This is a genomic window from Paraeggerthella sp. (genome assembly GCF_048427265.1).
In the GTDB taxonomy this organism is placed as follows: domain Bacteria; phylum Actinomycetota; class Coriobacteriia; order Coriobacteriales; family Eggerthellaceae; genus Paraeggerthella; species Paraeggerthella hominis.
On record NZ_DBFOSR010000038.1, the window covers coordinates 1 to 19,216 of the forward strand.

Sequence of the window (19,216 nt, forward strand, 5' to 3'; positions counted from 1 at the left end):
ACGCGGGGATTCTGGAACGAAAGCCTGCGCAACTTGAGCTCGCTTCGCCAGTACGACGACGAATACCTGATCATGGGCGACTTCAACTCCACATGGGATCATTCGCGCTATCGCAAGATGCTCGGCGACACGCTGGTGGACGCCTCGCAGCAAGCGGGGGAGGGCTTCCACATGACGTACCCGTCCGAGCCGGATTACGCCATGTTCCCGGTGCCTCCCATGATCGAGATCGACCACATCGTCTACTCCAAGAACAGCGGCATGTCCGTTGGCTCCCTGCAGACCGTCAACGTGAGCGGCACCGACCACCTGGCCTTGCTGGGCACGTGGACCGTGTCGTAGCCAAGCGCGCTCGCCTGTCTTTCGGTCGTGGAAGCCCTCGGCGTACCGGAAGCTGGTTTGCCATGGAGGCCGACCCATCCGCGGTACAAAATCACGGGTCTGCGCTGCTGGATCTGCTCATCGCCTGCATTCGTTTTGTGCGCTTGCATCAACGAGCCAGCTCACCGAGATGCAGCGGATTCGACAGTTGTCGAAAGCCCTTGCCCAAGAGCGCAGACCGGGGATTTTGTACCTAAGCACCGACTTCTCCGTGCTAGACCAGCATTGACACGGCTCGGGTGAAGGCGCAGCGAAAACGCCCCAGTGGCGAACCGCGACGTCGGGCTCGCGGTTGTCGTCATCATGATCGCCAAACCGCTCCCTACTCCTCGTAAGGAGTCAGCACTACCTTCAGGCAACCGTCTTCGTGAGTCTCGAACGCGCGGTACGCCTCAAGCGCCTCGTTCAGCGGGAAGCGCTTCGAGATCAAAATCCCGGTGTCCAACCGCCCCGCAGCGATCAGGTTCATCACGCGGTCCAGGCAATGCGCGTCCACGCCGCCGGTCTTGAACACCAGGTTCTTGCCGTACATGCGGGGAAGGGGCAGCACCTGGTCCTCCTCGTACAGCGCCATGACTGACACCACGGCGTTGGGCCTGGCCACGCGCCAGGCAAGCTCGAACGTTTCCGATGCACCGGCGCACTCGATGACGGCGTCTGCGCCGCGCCCTTCGGTCAACGCGCGCACGGCTTGCTCGGGGTCCGTCGCCGCATCGGCGGGGTCGATCGCCGCATCCGCCAGCCCGCGCTCCATGGCCAGCGTCCTGCGTTCGGCATCCACTTCCAACGCGATCACCTGCGCCGCGCCGTACAATCGCGCGCACATCATGGCGCACAGCCCTACCGGCCCGGCCCCTATAACGGCTACGGTGTCGCCGGGCTCGATCTCGGCTATCTCGGCTCCGAAATAGCCCGTTGCCAAAATGTCTCCCAGAAACAGCGCGTCTTCGTCGGTCACGTTGTCGGGGATGGGCGTGCAGCCGTTGTCCGCGAACGGAACGCGCACGTACTCGGCCTGGCAGCCGCCGATGCGGCATCCCAGCTCCCAGCCGCCCCGTTCGCAATTGTTCACGTAGCCGCGCTTGCAGAAGAAGCACTCTCCGCAAAACGTCTCCACGTTCACGGCCACGCGGTCTCCGGGCTTCACGCGCTCGACGCTTGCGCCCACCGATTCCACTACGCCCACGAATTCGTGCCCCAGCACGGTGCCGGGCACGGCCCGCGGTACCGCATGGTGGAGTATGTGCAGGTCGCTCGTGCAAATGCTCGATCGCGTAACGCGTACCACGGCATCGGTGGCCGCCTCTACGCGCGGTCGGGGCCGATCGGCCAGCTGTAGGCTCTCGCCGTCCCAAACGACGGCTTTCATAGTTTTCGCGGGGCGGGGAAGAGGTTGGTTCGTCATACGTGCTCCTTCGGGGCGGTGGTTTGAAAACAGCGAGGTCAGATCGAAAGCGACAGCCCGTCGGCGGCGGGCTTCACGCGACCGTCGTACTGCTCGAGGTAGTTCTCCAGCTCTTCAAGCGTGACGGGCTCGTCGTAGTGCATGGCCAAATGCGTGAGGTACAGCGTCTTGGCGCCAAGCCCCAGCCCCTCTTCGATGCACTCCTGCACGCTGTGGTGGTCGTCGGGCGACCAGTTTCGCTTCCAGAACGTGGCGTCCATGGCCATGATGTCCACGCCTCTCACGCGCTCGGCCGTTTCAGGGGGCAGCTTGCCGGTGTCCGACGCGTAGAACAGGCGGGTCTCCTCGGTTTCGATAAGGTATCCGTACGTGCCGGGCGCGTGCGTCACCGGCAGGGCCGTGTAGCGCGCTCCGTCCAGCTCGATGCACTGGTAGGGCTGAATCTCGCGCATGTCCAGGCAGCCCGTCATGTAGTGGAACTCCCGGCCGATGCCTTCGAGCGTCGCGGCGCTGCCGTACGTGGGCAGCGCCGCCTTGCGCACAAGCTGCACAAGGTACTCCAGCTCGCCCAGACCGCCCATGTGGTCGAAGTGCGCGTGCGTGAACAGCAGTTCGTCCACGGTGCGCACGTCCTCTCGGATGAGTTGATGGCGCACGTCGGGCGGCGTGTCGATGAGCACGGTCCTGCCTGGCGAGCCGTCGGCGTTCGCGCCCCGCACCATGACGCCGCAATCGCCGCGCCGCGCGCGCGGGTTCCGACGAGCCTCGTTGCAGGCAGGGCAGTCGCAGAAGAAGGCCGGTATGCCGCACCCGGCGGCGGTGCCCATGAACGTGAACGTATGCGTCCCTTTTTCCATCGCTGCTCCTTGATTGTTCGTCGTGCCCACCGCTTCATGATATCGCTTTTGCGGCGGGCTTTCCTCGGGTCCCGCGACGGGCCGTACCCGATAGGGGCGGATTCTTTGCATCGTCTATCCTCTTTTTTGGATCGTCGGGGATGCAAAAATCCATTATCGGGGTAGCACATGCTTTTATGCATGGTTATAATCAATTAGCAGATCTAATCTACTACTTGTTGGCATCGAGCAACTAAAGAAGACGAGAAGCACGATGCCGATTGGCGGTTGAAGAAGACGAGCTGCTGCTGCGCCGGTTCGATCCAGGGGAGCCGTGCCATGTCCCCGGGAGCGCGCGGAATGCCCAGGCGAGCGGTCGACGCGGAAATCGAGGTCCGATCAACTAATACTAGCGGGCTTACTCGCTGGCGGAATTTAGAGCTTCCGGGGTGATGTGGATGGAACGGGCGTTTTATACACTGGCGTGGATGATCCGCGCGAGCGAGAGCGTTCATGCCAAGCGGAGCTCCCGCGCATAATCATGCGAACGGTACGACAGGGTTAAACGGTGAGGAAAACGGACGAGAAGAAGAGGGGAAGGTAGATGACGGAGATTTCCAAGACGTCGAGCGGTCTCAAGGGCCTTGTGTGCCCGGATACCGAATCGACCGAGGTGGACATCCATCAAGAGGGTGTCACCATGGTCAAGTCGCTCTGCTATTTCTGCCATGCCAACTGCGGCGTGCTCGCTTACGTCAAAGACGGCGATGTAATCAAGATCGAGGGCGATCCCGATTACTCGAACCAAGGCGGATTGTGCTGTCGCGGCACCAGCGCGTTGCTGCACGTCAACCACCCCGCCCGCATCAACCATGCGTTGAAGCGCGTGGGCGGCAAGGGCGAGGGCAACTGGGAGAAGATCCCGTACGACCAGGCCATCCAAGAAGTTGCCGATCGGCTGAACCAGATAAAGAAGGAAAGCGGCGCCGAAGCGGTAGCTTCCGCGGGCGGCACCACGCGCACCGACGACTGGGCGCGCCGCCGCTTCCTGAATCAGTTCGGCACGCCGAACGGGTTCCACAACGCGCTGCTGTGCTGGATCCCCACGTTCATGGCCGAAACCTGCGTGGCGGGTTGGTCGCCGTTCGAAACCGACCTCATGGGCGCGAAGTGCCTCATCCTCTGGGGCATGAACCCGGGCGCCTCCACGCTAGGCGGCATGAACGGCTACACGGACCTGCAGAAAGCCGGCTTGAAGATCGTGGTCGTGGATCCTCGGTATTCCGAAACGGCCTCCAAAGCCGACCTGTGGCTGCCGCTGCGTCCCGGCTCCGATGCGGCGCTCGCGCTCGCCATGCTCCACACCATCATCTACGAGGGTCTTGTCGACTACGATTTCGTGGGCGAGTGGTGCGACGGCTTCGACGAGCTTCAAGAGCACGTCGCCGAGTACACGCCGGAATGGGCCGCCCCCATCACCTGGCTCGAGCCTGACAAGATCCGCGAGGCCGCGCGCCTGTACGCCATGAACACGCCGGGCTGCATCCAATGGGGTTGCACGTGGGACCAGATCGGTCGCGCTTCCACCACCGGCAGCCACGCTATCGCCCTTATGCGCGCGATCTGCGGAAACCTGGACGTTCCCGGCGGCGACGGCATGCCCGGCCCCGCTTTGAACTACCTTACCGACGAGGAGATGGAGCTTAACGAGTACCTGCCCGAAGAGCAGAAGGGCAAGCAGATCGGCTCCAACAAGTTCAAGCTCACCTCGTGGCCCGGCTACCAGCTTATCTCCGACAACGCGAAGCGCACGTGGGGCAAGACGCTGCCCACCGAGTGGTTCTGCGAGGCGCACGGCCCCAGCGTTTTCAAGGCCATCATCACGGGCGACCCGTACCAGGTGCGCGCGCTCATCGTGAACGCCAGCAACCCCGTCAACTCGTACGGCGACGCCAAGATGACGCTCGAAGCGCTGAAGAAGTGCGAGTTCCTGGTCACGGTGGACTACTGGATGACCCCCACGGCGCTGCTGTCCGACTACGTGTTCCCGGCGGCGGGCGCGCTCGAGCGGCCCACCATCGTCACCCACTACGGCGCAACCGACTCGATCATGGGCGGGAAGCGATCCATGCAGCCCAAGTACGACCGCCATACCGACATGACGTTCTGGCGCAAGCTGGGACTTGCGTGCGGCCAGGATCCCGCTAACTGGCCTTGGGAGACCGAGGAAGAAGCCTACTTCCACATTCTCCAGCCTTTGGGCCTGCCCGGCGTGGAATGCTACGACGATTTCGTCGACTACTATCGCATGTACTATCCGCCGCTGCATCAGAACAAGTTCAAGACCAACGGCGGCTTCTGGACGCCTTCGGGCAAGGTCGAGTGCAACTCGTCCATCCTGCGCGAGCTTGGCTACGCGGGCATGCCCACCTACATCGGCTGTATCGAAAACGAGATCGACACCCCGGAGATCGCTGCGGAATACCCTATCGTGCTCACCACGGGCGGCGGCTTCATGCCGTACCACCATTCGGAGCACTTCCAGATGCAGGGCATTCGCTACCTGTATCCCGATCCGTACTTCTCCATCAACCCGGAACTGGCTGCGAAGCTCAACATCGAGTACGGGGAATGGTGCTGGATAGAAACGCGTCGCGGCCGCATCAAGATGCGCGCCAACGTGGAGGCGGAAGTCCATCCGAACGTGGTGTTCGCGCCGCGCGGCTGGTGGTTCCCCGAGCGCGACGGCTCCGCCGATCTGAACAACCCCTTCGGGTGCCTTGAGTCGAACGTCAACGTGCTGACCTCGGTCGATGACGAGCACTGCGATCCGATGGGCGGATCGTGGGCGAACCGCGGCCTGATGTGCAAGGTGTACAAGTGCGGCGATTTCGACAAGGAGTACAAGCCGGAGGATACCCAGTTCTCCATCCCCGGATCTTCGGCTAAGCCGGGCGTCACGGTCATGCCAAGCGACCAGAAGCTTGCGCGCGAGCCTATTCCGTTCGAGAAGCCGCAGCCTCCCGAGGACGTTCCCGAGGGATACGAATGGGTGTGGCAGAACAACGCCCTGTACCAGAAGGACACGCATTTCCGTCTTGACGAATCGGGTTGGCTCGTCAACCCCCGCACGAAGGCGTACCACGACGCGTACACCGGCTGGCGCTACGACGCGGCGGGCGAGTGCCTTGTGGACGACGCGACCGGCAAGCTGTACACGATGGATCGCGAGGAGATCGTGGTCGTGGCGGGCGTCCGCTGCTATCCCGGTGCGGCGGCTGCTCCGTTCGAGGTTCCCGAGAACTTGACCTGGAACGCGGAGGCGGGCTGCGCCGTCCTTGGCGACCTTCCGTACGTCTACGATCCGAACAGCGGCTGGTTGCTGGATCCTGAAAGCGGCGCGTTCCACGACGCGTACTACGGGTGGCTCTACGACGCGGCCACGGGAAATCTGATCGACGAGGCGACGGGCAAGCGCTACGACATGTCGTATGCCCCCGTCGAAGACTAGTTGCCGAGCGGGAAGAAAGGATAGATACATGACTCGTTACGTTATGGTCATCGACCAACGTCGTTGCATCGGTTGCCATTCCTGCACGGTTGCTTGTCGTACGTGGAACAAGCTTCCGCTTGACATCATCTACAACCCGGTGGTTACCGAGGGCGCGCAGGGCACCTGGCCCAACGTCCATAAGAGCTGGCAGCCGCTGCTGTGCATGCACTGCGAGAACCCCGAGTGCGTTCCCTGCTGCCCGTCGGGCGCAAGCCAGCAAGACGAAGACGGAACCGTGTGGGTCGACCCCAAAAAGTGCCTGTCGTGCAAGGTGTGCGTGAACGCCTGCCCCTACGGCATGCGTGACGCCTCGCACCTGGAGGATCGCATGCACCGCTTCGTACGCAAGTGCACGTTCTGCCGCGACAAGCGCCAGCTCGATCCCTCCGCGCAGCCGTACTGCGTGCTGACCTGCCATCAGAAGGCCCGCATTTTCGGCGATCTCGATGATCCGAACAGCGAAGTTTCCAAGCTTATCGGATCGGTGAAGACCGAGCGTCTCTTCGAAGAGCTGGGCACCGAGCCTCAGATCTACTATATTCCTGATTTGGGAGGTAAGGCATAATGAAGCATCATTACTGGGAGCCCCCCATCGCCCTCTACCTGTTCCTGGGCGGCTTGGCTGGCGGCGTTTTGTTCCTGGCTGCTATCTTCAACAGCTTCGTGGTTCCGGGTCATGCGGAAGTGTTCGCGCTTCCGGTGCTCGTGGCCCTGGGCTGCGTGGCCCTGGGCTGCGTGTTCCTGATCGTCGACCTTGGCCAGCCGGGCGTGTTCTGGAGGGTGTGGACAACGTCGAAGTCCATCATCAAATGGGGCGCGACGTTCCTGGTCATCGCCTCGGTGTTCGCGTTGGTGTTCTTCCTCGCCTTCGTCGGCGACGCGCTGCCCGTGCTTGCCGGCCTGTCCGATCTTCTGAAGCCCGCCGCCGACTTCTCCTTGCTGGTTGCCGGGTTCTTCGGGCTGTGCATCATGATGTACACGGGCATCATGCTGTCCACGTTGAAAGCCCATGCGTTTTGGGCGACCCCGGCGCTTCCCGTGTTGTTCACCATTTCGGCCATCTCGACGGGCTGCGCCGCCATCGTCTTGTCCATCGGCGGTTGGCCTGCGGCGTTCTCGCTGGAGTCGTTCGTCGTGTCCGAGGTCGTGCTGGGGATCCTGCACGTGGCCGACATCGTGCTGGTCATTGCCGAGCTCATCGTGCTGCTGACCATGGTTCTGTCGTTCGCGGGCGCCGGCAACGTGACCGCCAAGGCGGCGGCTCGTCGTTGGGTGCGCGGCTCGTATGCGGGCCTGTTCTGGGTCGGCATGGTGGGCCTGGGCCTGGTGGCGCCGCTGCTTATGTACCTGGGCGGCGGCCATTCGCCGGCTGCTCAGGTTGTGGCTCCCATCCTGGTGCTGTGCGGCGGCTGCCTGCTGCGCTTCATGGTGGTCAACACCGACGATCGTGCCGAGATTCCGGGCGAGAACCGCTACTACAATCGCGTTGCCAAAAAGGACGCGGAGTTCATTTCCAAGTGGACGTACGGCGATAACCAATTCTAAATTCGCCCGCGCCGGGCTGCGGGCTTCCAAGGATGCCTGCAGCCCGGATGCGCGGTTTTGACCGGAGGGGATAGACGATGGAGAGGACGGGGGAGGGTTGCATGAGCGAGTACGTGTTCGAAGACGCCCTGGCGCGAAGCATTGTTTCGTGTGGGTTCCCGCAACTTGAGATCGCGGTTGAGCGCGTCCCGGGCGATCCGCGCCCGTGCTCTTCGGTGTTCTTTCCCGGTTGTTCGCTGATCAACTACGGATTGCCGCTGGTCAACGCCGTGTACGACACTCTTTCGGATGCGGGTTGCGTCGACGGCGTCTCGCTTTTGTGCTGCGGGAAGATACTGTCGTACGAACCCGACGGAGACGCCGTGCGCGCTTCGTTCGAAGAGCAGCTGCGCGCAAGTTTGCGTTCCTCCGAAGTCGAGCGCATCGTGGCTGCCTGCCCCAATTGCGTGCAGGCCCTGCGCGCCGCGCTTGCGGCCGACGAGCGTACGGCCGGCATCCAGGCTGTCGCGCTGCCTGCGGTGCTGGCCGATCTGGGCTACCGTATCGACGAAGGCGTTGCTCGGCGCCTGCTGGCGCAAGAGACGGGAGTCGCGGCTTCCGAGGTGCGCGCGAGCGTGCACGACTCGTGCCCTGATCGGGATACCGGGGAATTCGCCGATGGCGTGCGCGCGCTCATGCCCGCCGACCTTGTGGTTGAGCTGGCTCATATTCGCAAGCGCTCGTACTGCTGCGGGTCGTTGCTGCGGGCGGTTGGGAAGTTCGATCGCGCCGACGACGCCGCGCGCCGTCATGGCCAGGAAGCTCGTGCGGCCGGATCGAGCGCGTTCGTGGTGGCGTGCATGAGCTGCGCGCTGCAGTTGGAAACGTTTGCGGCGCCGATCTCGGCGTTTCACTACCTGGAGCTTTTGTACGATTGGCGCATCGATTGGAATCGAGCCGATTCGTACATGAAACTCCGGTTTCTTTTCGACGACGCTCTTGATGCCGTGGAGGGCGCATCGAGTTCGCGGGCGTTCGCGTCTCTCGGTGCGCCCGAGGCCGTTTGCGCCGCCGGCGCTGGCCAGCGCGTCGAAACGAGTCCGGAGGTGATCTCGTGACCACGGAAATCAAGCCTACGAACTGCCATTACTGCGGATACTGCTGTGCGCTTCTCGCCACGGTCGAGGACGGGCGCGTGGTGAAGATCGACCCCGATCCTGCGCGCTATCCCTACGATGCTCGCGTTCTTGCGGGATGTCGCCGCTGGCGCATGAACCTGGACGCCCTCGACGGCGCCGATCGGGTGAACTACCCGTTGCGGCGCGCAGGGTCGCGCGGCAGCGGGAAGTGGGAGCGCGTGAGCTGGGACGATGCGCTCGACGATATTGCGGCGCGGTTGCAGGAGCTTGCTGCCGAGCACGGCCCGGAAACGCTTGCCAGCGCCATCGGCGGCCCGCACGCTTCGTTTTGGCCGCTGCATCGTTTCATGAACCTGTTCGGAAGCCCGAACAACATGGGCATCGGGCAGATCTGCTGGAACCCGCGCATCTGGATGGACGCTCTGACGTTCGGGTGGACGGTGGAGGCCGACATTGTTCCGGGTGTTACGGAATGCCTGTTTCTTTGGGGCACGAACCCGGCGGAATCCGACAACTCGGCATTCTGGCGCTCCGTGCTGCGGTTCGCGAAGTCCGATGCGCCGCTGGTGGTCGTCGATCCGCGGCGCACGCAAGCCGCAGCCGTCGCCGATCTGTGGCTGCCCGTTCGCCCGGGAACCGATTGCACGCTGGCCTTGGGCTTGCTGCAGGTGATCATTGCCGAGAACCTGGTCGATCGCGCGTTCGTGGACGCTTGGTGCTTCGGCTACGACGAGTTGGCCGCATGCGTACGGCACTACACGCCCGAATACGTGGCCAGCGTGTGCGATGTGCCGGCTGACGACATCGTGCGCGCCGCGCGCCTGTTCGCGCAGGCCGGAGCCGCCGCCCTCGTTTCGGGCCGCGGCATCGACCAGGCGGGCGCGAACGTCGCGCCGACGCACCGCGCGATCTGCTGCTTGCGCGCCGTCACGGGCAATGTGGACAAGCCGGGATCCTGCGTTCTTGCCGACGCCCCCGACTTCGTTTCCGAGATGGAACTCGAGATGACCGACGCTCTGAAGCCGGAGCATCGCGCGCGCTGCTTGAACACGCCGCACACCCCGCTTCAGTGCTTCGACGGCTACGACTTGGTTCGCCCTCTTACGGAGCGGCTGGGACGCACGCTTCCGGAGCGCTACCTGACCTCGGCGCATCCGCATCTGGTGCTGCGCGCCATGGAGGTCGGCGACCCGTACCCGGTGCGCGCGCTTATCGTGAACGCCACGAACCCGCTTCTGACGTACGCCGACACGCATCGCGTCTTCGAAGCGTTCATGGGGCTGGACTTGCTGGTGGTTTTGGACTACTACATGACGCCCACCGCGAGCATCGCCGACTACGTGCTGCCGATTGCCGGCGCCATCGAGCGGCCCGTGCTGCAGGTGCACGGCGGCGTGGCGAACATGGGCTACGGCGGTCCCGCCGCGGTGCCTCCCTACTACGAGCGACGGTGCGACTACGACGTGTTTCGAGAGTTGGGCTTGCGCTTGGGGCAAAAGGACGCGTGGCCTGAAGAGACGTTGGCCGACGCCTTCGCGGCGCAGCTTGCGCGCGCGGGCGTGGACTGGGATGCGTTCTGCGATCTGGGCACGTACTGGCAGCAGCCCGCGTACGCAAAGCACGAGCTGCTCGGCCCCGATGGTCGTCCTCAGGGCTTCGCAACCACGACGGGCAAGGTGGAGCTGGCGAGCGAGCTGTTGCCGCGGCTGGGCGGCCCCCGCTTGCCCACGCCGACCAGGCCGATCACCTTGTGCCCGCAAGAACTGCTCGACGACGCCCGGGCGAAGGGGGCGGCGCATGTGGCGATGATAACCGGCTCGCGCAAGCAGCCTTACAACGCGTCGATGTACTTCAACAACGCATCGTTCAGGGAGAAGTCGCCGTACCCGGTGGCCGAGATGAGCGAGGCTACGGCCGAGCGCCTGAGGCTGGCTCCGGGCGATTGCGTGGAGGTTGCCACCGACAACGGCTCTGCTTGCTTCGTGCTGGCCGTCGCGCGCATGCGCGACGATCTTGTGAACGTCGACTACGGCTGGTGGCATCCCGAATGGGAGCCGGGCGCTCCTGCGTTCGGGGGCATCTGGGAGTCGAACGTGAACTGCCTCACATCGTGCAAGCCGGAAGAGCCGATGATCGGCACATGGTGCTACAACGCCGTCGACTGCGTAGTGCGAAAGGTTGACAGAGTTCTAAGCTGGGAGCGGCCGACGGGGGAAAGCGTCGGCAAGCCCGATTGATCGGACGGCCGTGAACAGCTGATCTATAACGAAAAGAAACACGACGAGAAGGAGAATGTCCCCATGGCGGAGAAGAAGCAAGCATTGCTGTTGTTCAGCAAGCCTCCGGTGCCGGGTATGGTAAAGACGCGCTTGACCACCGAGCGAGGCGGGTTTCTCACCCCCGAGCAGGCTGCCGAGTTCTTCAAGCGCAGCCTGTACGACGTGAGCGAGCTTTCGATGCACGCGCTCATCGAGATGCAGCTTGAAAACGACGCTGCCGTCGAGGCCGACCCAAGCGTCGACAAGGTCACCTACGACTTCTTCGTGTCCACGACGCCGGCGTCGAACGTGGAGCTTATGAAGGAAACGTACGACGCCATCGGTCCGTGGCCGATGGAGGTGCATTACCTCACGGACAAGGGCGCGACGTTCGACGACCATTTCGACGACGCGTTTCGCCAGCTTTTCGATCTGGGCTACGAGCACGTGGTGTCCGTGGGCGGCGACATTCCCACCTTGCCCAAATCCCACGTGATCCAGTCGTTCCAATGGCTCGACTATTTCCAGGCGCTCGGCAAGCCCGGTTTCGTGCAGGCGCCGTGCCAGGAGTGCGGAACGTCGCTGGTGGGGTACAGCCACAACACGCCCGTGAACCATCAAAGCGTCTATTACAACACCGACGGGGTTCCGGCGCTTGACGGCTACATGGCCAAGCTTCAGGACCGCGACGTGCCCTGCGCCTATTTGTCCCCCGTGTCCGACATCGACGAATCGACCGACCTTGCGCACGCCATCTCGTGCATACGCGCCATCAAGCAGTCGGCCGCGTACCAGCCCGGCTTGTTCGTGCCGCAGCGCGTGCTCGACTGGGTCGACTTCATGGGCATCCGGGTTGCCACGCCTCCGAACGACGAGCACGATCCCCGTCAGTACATCGACGAGTAAGAAGACCTGATGAACGAGCAAAAAACAAGAGGAAGCGAGCACGCGCCGCTGCACAAGACCACGGCGCTGTGCCCGGACTGCTTGCGCGAGCTTCCCGCGGACGTGTACGCCGACGCCGAGGGCGTCGTGTGGATGGAGCGCATCTGTCCCGATCACGGCAGGCTTGCTACGCGCATGTGGCCCGATGCCGCGCACTACGAATGGCTGCGCTCGCTCGCGTTTCCCAAGACGTCGCCGTGCGGCACGATTCCTTCTTCGGCGCCGTGCCCGCTTGGTTGCGGCACATGCTCTCGTCATGCGCGTCGCGCAACGCTCATGGAAATCGAGGTCACGCGCAACTGCAACCTGCATTGCCCCGTGTGCTTCATGAGCGCGGAAACGGGCGAGGGCGATCCTACGATGGACGAGATCGAGGCCATGTACGACGTGATCGCGAACGCGGTGGGCGCAGACGGCGCCGTGCAGATCACGGGCGGCGAGCCGACGTGCCGCAAGGATCTGCCCGAGATCATCCGCATGGGTCGCGAAAAGGGCTTCTGGGGCATCGAGGTCAACACCAACGGCCTGGTCATCGCCGCGCGCGACGGCTATTTGGAAGAGCTGGTGCAGGCGGGGCTCACCGGGGTGTACCTGTCGTTCGACGGCTTGACGGGCGATGTGTACGAGGGGACGTGCGGCCGGGACATCCTCGACGTCAAGCTGAAGGTCATCGAGCGGTGCCGCCAGGCGGGCGTTCAGGTGGTGCTGTCGGTGGCCGTGGTTGCCGGCCTGAACGATGGGCAATTGGGGGACCTGCTGCGCTTCTGCCTGGACAACGCGGACGTGGTGGCGGGCTTGGCGCTTCAACCGGCGTTCACCTCGGGGCGCTTCGACGCGGAGCGCGCCCTGCCCATGAGCTCGGGGGACGTGATATTCAAGCTGGCCGAGCAGTCGGAAGGGCTCATCGGCCCGCGCGACGTATGGCCGCTCGGATGCTCGAACCCGCTGTGCGACACCGGCGTGTTCTTCGTGCACGGCGATCCTCCCCGGGGCGTTGCGCCGCATCCGTCGGGCTTCTACCCGGCTACCAGGGCGATGACGATGGAAGAGTACCGCAAAGGGTACTCGCCCGACAGCCCGCAGGGCTCGGTGTTCTTGGACATCCTGGCTCAGAAGGGCGTCGAGGTGACAAGCGGGCTTTCGGTGATCGTCATGAACTACATGGACGCAGTGTCCATGGACACGCAGCGGCTGCGCGAATGCTCCATGATGGTCACGGTTCCCGATGGTCGCGCGATTCCGTTCTGCTCGTATCACTTGACGGACTCGTGCGGGCGAAGGGTGTATCCGCCTTGGTGCAAGGAATCGCTGCGGTAAGGTTGCGCGACGGGCTCGAAGGCCGGTTTTCGGTTTCGCGCGGAGGTTATGGAAGGGACGCTGATATGACGAATAGCAACGAGGTGGCTTACGCTATCCATGTTGACCAAAGGCTGTGCACGCAGTGCGGCTTGTGCGAGGCGTTTTGCCCGGTGAACGTGTTCGAGCTGGTGGAAGGCGTTCCTCAGGCGTTGCGCTTGGACGACTGCTGGGGCTGCGAGACGTGCGCGGGACAGTGCCCGGCGCATGCGATCCGCATCGAAGCCTCGGCCGCTGCGCGTGCGGCCCAGGCCGATCGGGAGATGGCGCCGCCTCTTGATGAGGCCGTGAAAGCCCAGTACAAGGAATGGGCCGATACGATGCGCGAGATCCTGGGATTGCGCTGGCATCCTGTGGCCATCTCCCTTATCAAGGCGGGGGAACCGCTTCCCGACGTGCCGCTTCCCGAGCAGCGTCTGCGCTATTGCCAGTCGCTCATGGCCGCCCGCCGCGGGGCGTCGATCATGATGCCCGCGAACCGCCATGCGTGCCCAGACGGAACGTCCATTCTGGGTCTTACGCCCATGCCGGAGAAGCTTGCGTCGGGGGAGCTGTACATCCTGTTCCATAAGCTGGATTCTGTAGAGGCGGCGAAGCGCATGGTTCACGAGCGCCCCTGCTTGGAGCCTCGTACGGTGGATGCGACGGTGGTGTGCCCCCTCGACGACGCGAAGTGCGCAGCCGACGTGGTGGCCGTGATCGCGAAGCCCGAGCAGATGATGTGGCTGTCTATGGCAACATCGTACTACACGGGACATCGCCATGATTTCCATGCAAGCGGCTATAATGCCCAGTGCGTTGAAACCACGCTGCTGCCTCTGACGTCGGGCGAGATCAACATATCGTTCGGGTGCTACGGGTGCCGCGCTTCGTCTGATGTGGACGATTCCATGATGATGATGGGCATTCCCGTGGACTTGATGCCCGACGTGGTGAAAGGGTTGAAGGAGCTGGGGAAGAAGGCCATCCCTCAGTCGCGGGATAAAATATACTTGCCGCCGTTCTAGGCGGGGCTTTTCCGGCAGGCGGGCGTGCGGCGCGTTCGTTCGCCCCGCCTGCCGCGTACGTACGAACAAGGGGGTTGTCGTGGTTTGCGATTTGTTCTCTATCCGCGATGCGCGGCAAGAAGACAAGGCGGTGCTCGATTCGTACGCGAACGCCGAGGGGATGGATGCCATTCCCTCCATCGAGGGCGTGCGCGTGGCGGTGAACGAAGACGACGAGGTCGTGGGGTTCATTCGCGTTGTCACGTCCAAGGAGGGCGTGGCGTTCGTGAACCCGGTTGTCACGTACCGAACGTGGCAGGGCTTCGGCGTCGGGCGCGCCCTCATGGACGAAGCGCTTTCCCGACACGGCGAGCTCAGGCTTGTCTCGCGCGGTTCGAGTCGCGCGTTCTACGACGCTCTTGGCTACGAGCCTATCGGGTGGGATCTTATCGAAATGAGCTTGGTCGACGATTGCGACCACTGCACCATGCGCGACGAATGCGGGCCGCAGCCTATGCGAAAGGGGCGGCGGCCCTAGCGTGGTTTTGCGGCGCGTTTTCGCAACTTGTTGCTAGTGGGAACAACGAGGGGCGTCGGGCAGGTCGATTCCAAGGGCCGACGCGGCCAGGCCGCGCAGCTCTTCGAGCGTGAGCTCGTAGCAGGCAAGGGCGTCGATCCAGCGGCGCAGGCAGCAGCGACCCTTGTCGGTCAGCGAGAACAGGCGCTTGGCGGATCCCTCTTCGGGCACGTCCCATTCCGACGTGACCAGCTCGGCTTCCTCCATGCGCTTGAGCGCGCGGTAGATGCCGGTGGCGTCGGGCTTCTTTCCGCCGAACATGGGCGAGGATGCTGCCTGCTGCACGATGACGTAGCCGTGCAGCGGCTCGTCGGAGCATGCGAGCAGCGTAAGGATAGTGGGCTGCGACAAACGGTTGAGCGACTTGCCGAGCTCCGCGCACTCTCGCATGTCTTCGTCGGACTTAGGATGACAACTGCTCCACATGGGAAACCTCTTTTTCACTACGCGGTTTGCTTTGGGATTCGGCACGCCTTCGCATGTTCTCGGTCGTGCGCGCTTTCGGTAAAATTGCAAATGATATCATCTCATGAATATTTGCACTTAGCCAATAGTTTCTTCTCGTCTTTGCTATTTTGTTTCTTTCGGCCTTTGCGGCGCGCGGACGGGGGCGCGTGCGGGCGTGCATCGTGCTTTTTTGACCTCCTTCCTCTAGCGCACCGTCGCTTGTTGTGGTTTCATAGGCGCATCGACCGATAAGGGGCTTATGGACACCTCCTTTTTTCAGCAAATGCTCTCCGACTCGCAGGTGCTTACCGTGCCGTGGAGCATCGATTATTTTTCCGTGGTCGTCGGCGTGCTGACGGGCGCGCTGTTCGCATGCGACCGCAAGCTCGACATCATCGGCACCGTTGTGCTGGGCCTGGTCACCGGGTACGGCGGCGGTATCATCCGCGATGTGCTCATGCAGGATCACGGCGTGTACTTCACCTCGCACCCCGACCTTATCGTCATCTGCATTGCCATCTGCGTGTTCGTGTTCTACTTCCGCGGATTGTTCCGGCATTTGGATGCCACGGTGTTCTTCGCGGACGCGCTGTCGGTGGGGCTGTTCGCGCTGGCCGGGGCCAGCAAGGCGTATGCGTGCGAGCAGGGCGTTGTGCTGTCGATCATCCTGGGCGCCATCACGGCGGTGGGTGGCGGCGCGGTGCGCGACATCTGCGTGGGGGAGACGCCCGGCATCTTCAAGCAGAGCAACTTCTACGCGGTGGCGGGCTTGGGCGGCTCGCTTGCGTTCGTCGTGCTGGCGTACGCGGGCGCTCCGTTGCCCATCGCGGGCGTTGCCTGCGTGTTCGCGGTCGTGTTTCTGCGCTACTGGAGCGTGTACTACGATTGGAAGACGCGTAGCGAGGCGGACCTTACGCCCCATGTAGCGCGCGGCGTCGGCAAGGTGAAGCGCGTGGTGTCGGGCGTGTTCCTGCACGGCGGCGACACGACGGCGGCACAGAAGCGCAGCCTGCGTCGCGTGCTGCGGCGCCGTCGCGACGACGAGTAGCGGGCGCGAGGCTGTCGGCGTCGGCTGCGCGGCGGGGGTGCAGGAACGTTTCGCTTGCGAGCGCTTTCGCCATGCGTGCCGTCTGCCAGCGCTACCTAAGGTAGCGTCTTGCGCACGAAAAACGGCTCCCGCTGGCAGGTTTTGACGGTTTGCGGTCGTTTGACGCCCGCTACAAGTCGGCCGTTTTCAACCCGGATTCGCCACGCGCTCCTGAACAGGCACGATGCAAAGCGCTTTTCAGCTGGAAGGGCGGCGAAAGCGAATCGACGACCCCCAACCGTCAAAACCTGCCAGCGAACGCGGTTTTTCGCGCGCAAGCGGGGTGGGAACCCGTTCGCGCGGCCCGGGCGCCCCGTTCGCACGGCCCGCTGCATGCACCCTGTGCCCCGCCCCGCTGTGCGCTTCCGGTCCCAGTCCCGCGCCCCGCGCCCCCATGCGCCCCGCCTCGCACCTCGCCGCCTACATCCCGCGCCCTCCGCGTTCGCCCTGTGCGCTTTTCGTCCCCTCGTTTCCCGGCGCATGTGCGGCGTGGTACACTTTCGAGCGATCGAATTCTCCAGGATCGGCGCAGATGATCGCGCGATCCTCCACGAAAGGCAACCACATGGCTGACTACATAGAAGGCAAGCGCCCCATCATCGAGGCGCTGCGCACGGGCGTGCCCGTCAAGAGCATCCTCATGGCCGACAACGTCAAGCGCGACGGCCTCATCGAGGACATCTTGCGCAAGGCGAAGCGCGCTGGCGCAACGGTGGAGATGGTTCCGCGCAAGATCCTCGACGACAAGTCGGATCGTGGCAGCCATCAGGGCGTTATGGCCAAGACGAAGCCGTTTCCCTATGCGGGCATCGGCGATATCGTGGGCGCGGCTGAAGCCTCTGCGGCAAACAACGACGGCCGTGCGCTCGTGGTGATCCTCGATCACATCACCGACGCCGGCAACCTGGGCGCCATTTCGCGCAGCGCTGAAGCGGTGGGCGCGTGCGGCCTGATCATCCCCAACAAGCGCAGCGCGCACGTGGAAGCTTCAACGTACAAGAGCTCGGCCGGCGCCATCGCGCACGTGCCCGTGGCGCAGGTGTCGAACCTGGTCCAGGCCATCAACCGCCTCAAGGAAGAGGGCTTTTGGGTGGCTGCTGCCACCGAGCATGCCCAGGACCTTATCTGGGACACCAACCTCAAGGGCAAGATCGCGCTGGTGATGGGCAACGAGCACGAGGGCGTTTCTCGTCTGGTGCTGGAAAACTGCGACCTGTTCGCGAAGCTGCCGCTTGAGGGCGAGGTTGCTTCCCTCAACGTGGCGCAGGCGGCCACGGCGTGCATGTACGAGTGGCTTCGTCAGAACCGCGCTTGATTGCAGGCGATGCACCGCTATGGCACGGCAGCGTAAAAAGCTCCTGATCGTGGACGGGTACAACGTGTTGCGCTCGGGCAGCCGGTACCGTCAGGTCACCGACCCGGACTACACGGACGACACGTTCAACGTCGCGCGCGAAACGCTCATCAACGACGTGATCAACTACGCGGGGCGCGACTGGCGCGCCATCATCGTGTTCGATGGCGCGCGCAACGCGTTTTCCACTGGCGAGGCGGAAACCGTCGGCGGCGTGCGCATCATGTTCAGCCCGGCTGGCCAGTCGGCCGACAAGGTGATCGAGAAGTTGGCGCACGATGCGCGCGAACGTCAGGTGGAAACGCTCGTGGTCACAAGCGATGCCACCATCCAGGACACCGTCTTCGGCTTCGGCGTGGATCGCATGAGCGCCGACGGTTTCAGCCGTGAGGTGGGAATGCATTACGAAGACGCCCGCTTGGACGAAACGCCGAAGGTGGCGCAGAAGAACACCGTTGCATCGCGCATCGATCCTGCCGTCCTGGCGAAGCTCAAGGCCATGCGCGACGGGGAGAGCGAATCTCATGGACGATAGCGCGCATGCCGAGGCCGGCCGTTCCGTCTACCATGTGGGCGATCCCGTCGTGTTCGAGGGCTACGTGGACGACTTCGCCGAAGGGGTGTCTGCGCTTGAGTTCTCGCTCGACAACGGCGAGACCTGGACGGCGTACGCGACGACGGGGGCGGTGGCCGAGCGCGGCGTGAACTGGCGCTTCGTGTACACGCCCGAGCGTCCGGGCTGCTATCTGCTCAAAGCCCGTGCTCGGGACGCGCACGGTCGCTCGTCTTCGTTGGTGTCGGGGTTCGCATTCGAGGTCCTGCCGTGATGGCTGTCGCAAGCCCGAACGGCTTGGGCGCGGATTCCGCGCACGCCGCGCCCGAAGCCTACGGAGCTTCGCGCATTCGGGCGATAGGCGGCGGGCCGCTTGCGGGCGCGCGCCTGTTTCGCTCGTGCGACCTGTCTTCCATCGACGCTCGGGAAGCCGACGTTATCGTTCGGTTGCTGGGCGTTCGTTCCATATACGACATTCGCAACCAGAGCGAGGTGGCCGCGCGGCCTGAGCCGTACCTGGTGGGCGCGAAAACCGTCGCACTGGCTCCTTCGGCGGAAACCAGGCGCAAGGATGCGGGGAAGCGCCTGGTGGCAGGCGTGATTGATGCATACGGCGCGCCGGGGGAGCGTATGGTGCGCAACTACCGCCGCTACGTGAGCGAGTATCCGCTCATCGGCACGGCGCTGCGATCGATTGCCGCGGAGGGCGTTCCTGCGCTGGTGCACTGCGTGAACGGCAAGGACCGCACCGGTGTGCTCTGCGCCGTGCTGCTGCGCGCATCGGGAGTCCATCCCGACGACGTCATGGCCGACTA

At 63.7% G+C, this 19,216-nt stretch carries 18 protein-coding genes; 15 read left to right on the top strand and 3 right to left on the bottom strand.

From position 1 onward, the window contains the following. The coding region (locus ACMNI9_RS03970) for an endonuclease/exonuclease/phosphatase family protein (protein WP_418830949.1) at positions 1-342 on the top strand (342 nt) is incomplete at its 5' end. 361 nt (positions 343-703) lie between these two features. On the opposite strand, the gene ACMNI9_RS03975 is transcribed toward ACMNI9_RS03970, so the two are convergent. Continuing rightward, entirely contained in the window at positions 704-1,786 is a 1,083-nt protein-coding gene (locus ACMNI9_RS03975; RefSeq protein ID WP_418830950.1) for an alcohol dehydrogenase, read from the bottom strand. 38 nt (positions 1,787-1,824) lie between these two features. Then, positions 1,825-2,643: an MBL fold metallo-hydrolase gene (locus ACMNI9_RS03980; RefSeq protein WP_418830952.1), complete on the bottom strand. Its 819-nt coding sequence runs from the start codon at positions 2,641-2,643 to the stop codon at positions 1,825-1,827. 583 nt (positions 2,644-3,226) lie between these two features. Between ACMNI9_RS03980 and ACMNI9_RS03985 the strand changes: the two genes are divergently transcribed. The 9 genes from ACMNI9_RS03985 to ACMNI9_RS04025 all read left to right on the top strand — a co-directional run bounded on the left by ACMNI9_RS03985 (position 3,227) and on the right by ACMNI9_RS04025 (position 14,921). Continuing rightward, the gene (locus ACMNI9_RS03985; RefSeq protein WP_418830953.1) at positions 3,227-6,133 is read left to right on the top strand and encodes a molybdopterin-dependent oxidoreductase; all 2,907 of its coding nucleotides are present in this window, start codon (positions 3,227-3,229) and stop codon (positions 6,131-6,133) included. A gap of 28 nt (positions 6,134-6,161) precedes the next feature. Next, complete coding sequence (locus tag ACMNI9_RS03990) at positions 6,162-6,740, top strand: 4Fe-4S dicluster domain-containing protein (protein WP_225748744.1); 579 nt, start codon at positions 6,162-6,164, stop codon at positions 6,738-6,740. Continuing rightward, entirely contained in the window at positions 6,740-7,720 is a 981-nt protein-coding gene (nrfD, locus tag ACMNI9_RS03995) for an NrfD/PsrC family molybdoenzyme membrane anchor subunit (RefSeq protein ID WP_418830954.1), read from the top strand. Before ACMNI9_RS03990 ends, nrfD begins: the two co-directional genes overlap by 1 nt. A gap of 101 nt (positions 7,721-7,821) precedes the next feature. Beyond that, complete coding sequence (locus ACMNI9_RS04000; protein WP_418830955.1) at positions 7,822-8,817, top strand: heterodisulfide reductase-related iron-sulfur binding cluster; 996 nt, start codon at positions 7,822-7,824, stop codon at positions 8,815-8,817. Further along, complete coding sequence (locus ACMNI9_RS04005) at positions 8,814-11,075, top strand: molybdopterin-containing oxidoreductase family protein (RefSeq protein ID WP_418830956.1); 2,262 nt, start codon at positions 8,814-8,816, stop codon at positions 11,073-11,075. The genes ACMNI9_RS04000 and ACMNI9_RS04005 overlap by 4 nt, the downstream gene beginning before the upstream one ends. Positions 11,076-11,138: 63 nt before the next feature. Continuing rightward, on the top strand, positions 11,139-12,002 hold the full coding sequence (locus ACMNI9_RS04010) for a TIGR04282 family arsenosugar biosynthesis glycosyltransferase (protein ID WP_418830957.1): 864 nt from the start codon (positions 11,139-11,141) through the stop codon (positions 12,000-12,002). 9 nt (positions 12,003-12,011) lie between these two features. Continuing rightward, the gene (locus ACMNI9_RS04015) at positions 12,012-13,358 is read left to right on the top strand and encodes a radical SAM protein (protein ID WP_418830958.1); all 1,347 of its coding nucleotides are present in this window, start codon (positions 12,012-12,014) and stop codon (positions 13,356-13,358) included. 65 nt (positions 13,359-13,423) lie between these two features. After that, complete coding sequence (locus tag ACMNI9_RS04020) at positions 13,424-14,404, top strand: DUF169 domain-containing protein (protein WP_225748748.1); 981 nt, start codon at positions 13,424-13,426, stop codon at positions 14,402-14,404. Between the two features lie 79 nt (positions 14,405-14,483). Then, complete coding sequence (locus ACMNI9_RS04025; RefSeq protein ID WP_418830959.1) at positions 14,484-14,921, top strand: GNAT family N-acetyltransferase; 438 nt, start codon at positions 14,484-14,486, stop codon at positions 14,919-14,921. Positions 14,922-14,954: 33 nt separating this feature from the next. Here ACMNI9_RS04025 and ACMNI9_RS04030 read toward each other — a convergent pair whose 3' ends face one another. Next, entirely contained in the window at positions 14,955-15,386 is a 432-nt protein-coding gene (locus ACMNI9_RS04030) for a PadR family transcriptional regulator (protein WP_114567025.1), read from the bottom strand. Positions 15,387-15,666: 280 nt separating this feature from the next. Here ACMNI9_RS04030 and ACMNI9_RS04035 point away from each other — a divergent pair, with 280 nt between their 5' ends. The 5 genes from ACMNI9_RS04035 to ACMNI9_RS04055 all read left to right on the top strand — a co-directional run. Then, positions 15,667-16,455: a trimeric intracellular cation channel family protein gene (locus tag ACMNI9_RS04035; RefSeq protein WP_114567024.1), complete on the top strand. Its 789-nt coding sequence runs from the start codon at positions 15,667-15,669 to the stop codon at positions 16,453-16,455. A gap of 604 nt (positions 16,456-17,059) precedes the next feature. Next, positions 17,060-17,809, top strand: a complete 750-nt coding sequence (gene rlmB / locus ACMNI9_RS04040) for a 23S rRNA (guanosine(2251)-2'-O)-methyltransferase RlmB (protein WP_114567023.1) — start codon at positions 17,060-17,062, stop codon at positions 17,807-17,809. Between the two features lie 19 nt (positions 17,810-17,828). Further along, positions 17,829-18,383: an NYN domain-containing protein gene (locus ACMNI9_RS04045; RefSeq protein ID WP_418830961.1), complete on the top strand. Its 555-nt coding sequence runs from the start codon at positions 17,829-17,831 to the stop codon at positions 18,381-18,383. Then, positions 18,373-18,675, top strand: coding sequence for a hypothetical protein (locus ACMNI9_RS04050; protein ID WP_216528962.1), 303 nt, complete (start codon positions 18,373-18,375; stop codon positions 18,673-18,675). The genes ACMNI9_RS04045 and ACMNI9_RS04050 overlap by 11 nt, the downstream gene beginning before the upstream one ends. Next, on the top strand, positions 18,675-19,216 hold a 542-nt coding region (locus tag ACMNI9_RS04055), incomplete at its 3' end, for a tyrosine-protein phosphatase (RefSeq protein ID WP_418830962.1). The genes ACMNI9_RS04050 and ACMNI9_RS04055, both read left to right, overlap by 1 nt.

Bases quoted from the DNA above. Each gene is read 5' to 3' on its own strand.
- ACMNI9_RS03975 (WP_418830950.1), bottom strand. From the start codon at position 1,786: ATGACGAACCAACCTCTTCCCCGCCCCGCGAAAACTATGAAAGCCGTC.
- ACMNI9_RS03980 (WP_418830952.1), bottom strand. From the start codon at position 2,643: ATGGAAAAAGGGACGCATACGTTCACGTTCATGGGCACCGCCGCCGGG.
- ACMNI9_RS03985 (WP_418830953.1), top strand. From the start codon at position 3,227: ATGACGGAGATTTCCAAGACGTCGAGCGGTCTCAAGGGCCTTGTGTGC.
- ACMNI9_RS03990 (WP_225748744.1), top strand. From the start codon at position 6,162: ATGACTCGTTACGTTATGGTCATCGACCAACGTCGTTGCATCGGTTGC.
- nrfD (WP_418830954.1), top strand. From the start codon at position 6,740: ATGAAGCATCATTACTGGGAGCCCCCCATCGCCCTCTACCTGTTCCTG.
- ACMNI9_RS04000 (WP_418830955.1), top strand. From the start codon at position 7,822: ATGAGCGAGTACGTGTTCGAAGACGCCCTGGCGCGAAGCATTGTTTCG.
- ACMNI9_RS04010 (WP_418830957.1), top strand. From the start codon at position 11,139: ATGGCGGAGAAGAAGCAAGCATTGCTGTTGTTCAGCAAGCCTCCGGTG.
- ACMNI9_RS04015 (WP_418830958.1), top strand. From the start codon at position 12,012: ATGAACGAGCAAAAAACAAGAGGAAGCGAGCACGCGCCGCTGCACAAG.
- ACMNI9_RS04020 (WP_225748748.1), top strand. From the start codon at position 13,424: ATGACGAATAGCAACGAGGTGGCTTACGCTATCCATGTTGACCAAAGG.
- ACMNI9_RS04030 (WP_114567025.1), bottom strand. From the start codon at position 15,386: ATGTGGAGCAGTTGTCATCCTAAGTCCGACGAAGACATGCGAGAGTGC.
- ACMNI9_RS04035 (WP_114567024.1), top strand. From the start codon at position 15,667: ATGGACACCTCCTTTTTTCAGCAAATGCTCTCCGACTCGCAGGTGCTT.
- rlmB (WP_114567023.1), top strand. From the start codon at position 17,060: ATGGCTGACTACATAGAAGGCAAGCGCCCCATCATCGAGGCGCTGCGC.
- ACMNI9_RS04045 (WP_418830961.1), top strand. From the start codon at position 17,829: ATGGCACGGCAGCGTAAAAAGCTCCTGATCGTGGACGGGTACAACGTG.
- ACMNI9_RS04050 (WP_216528962.1), top strand. From the start codon at position 18,373: ATGGACGATAGCGCGCATGCCGAGGCCGGCCGTTCCGTCTACCATGTG.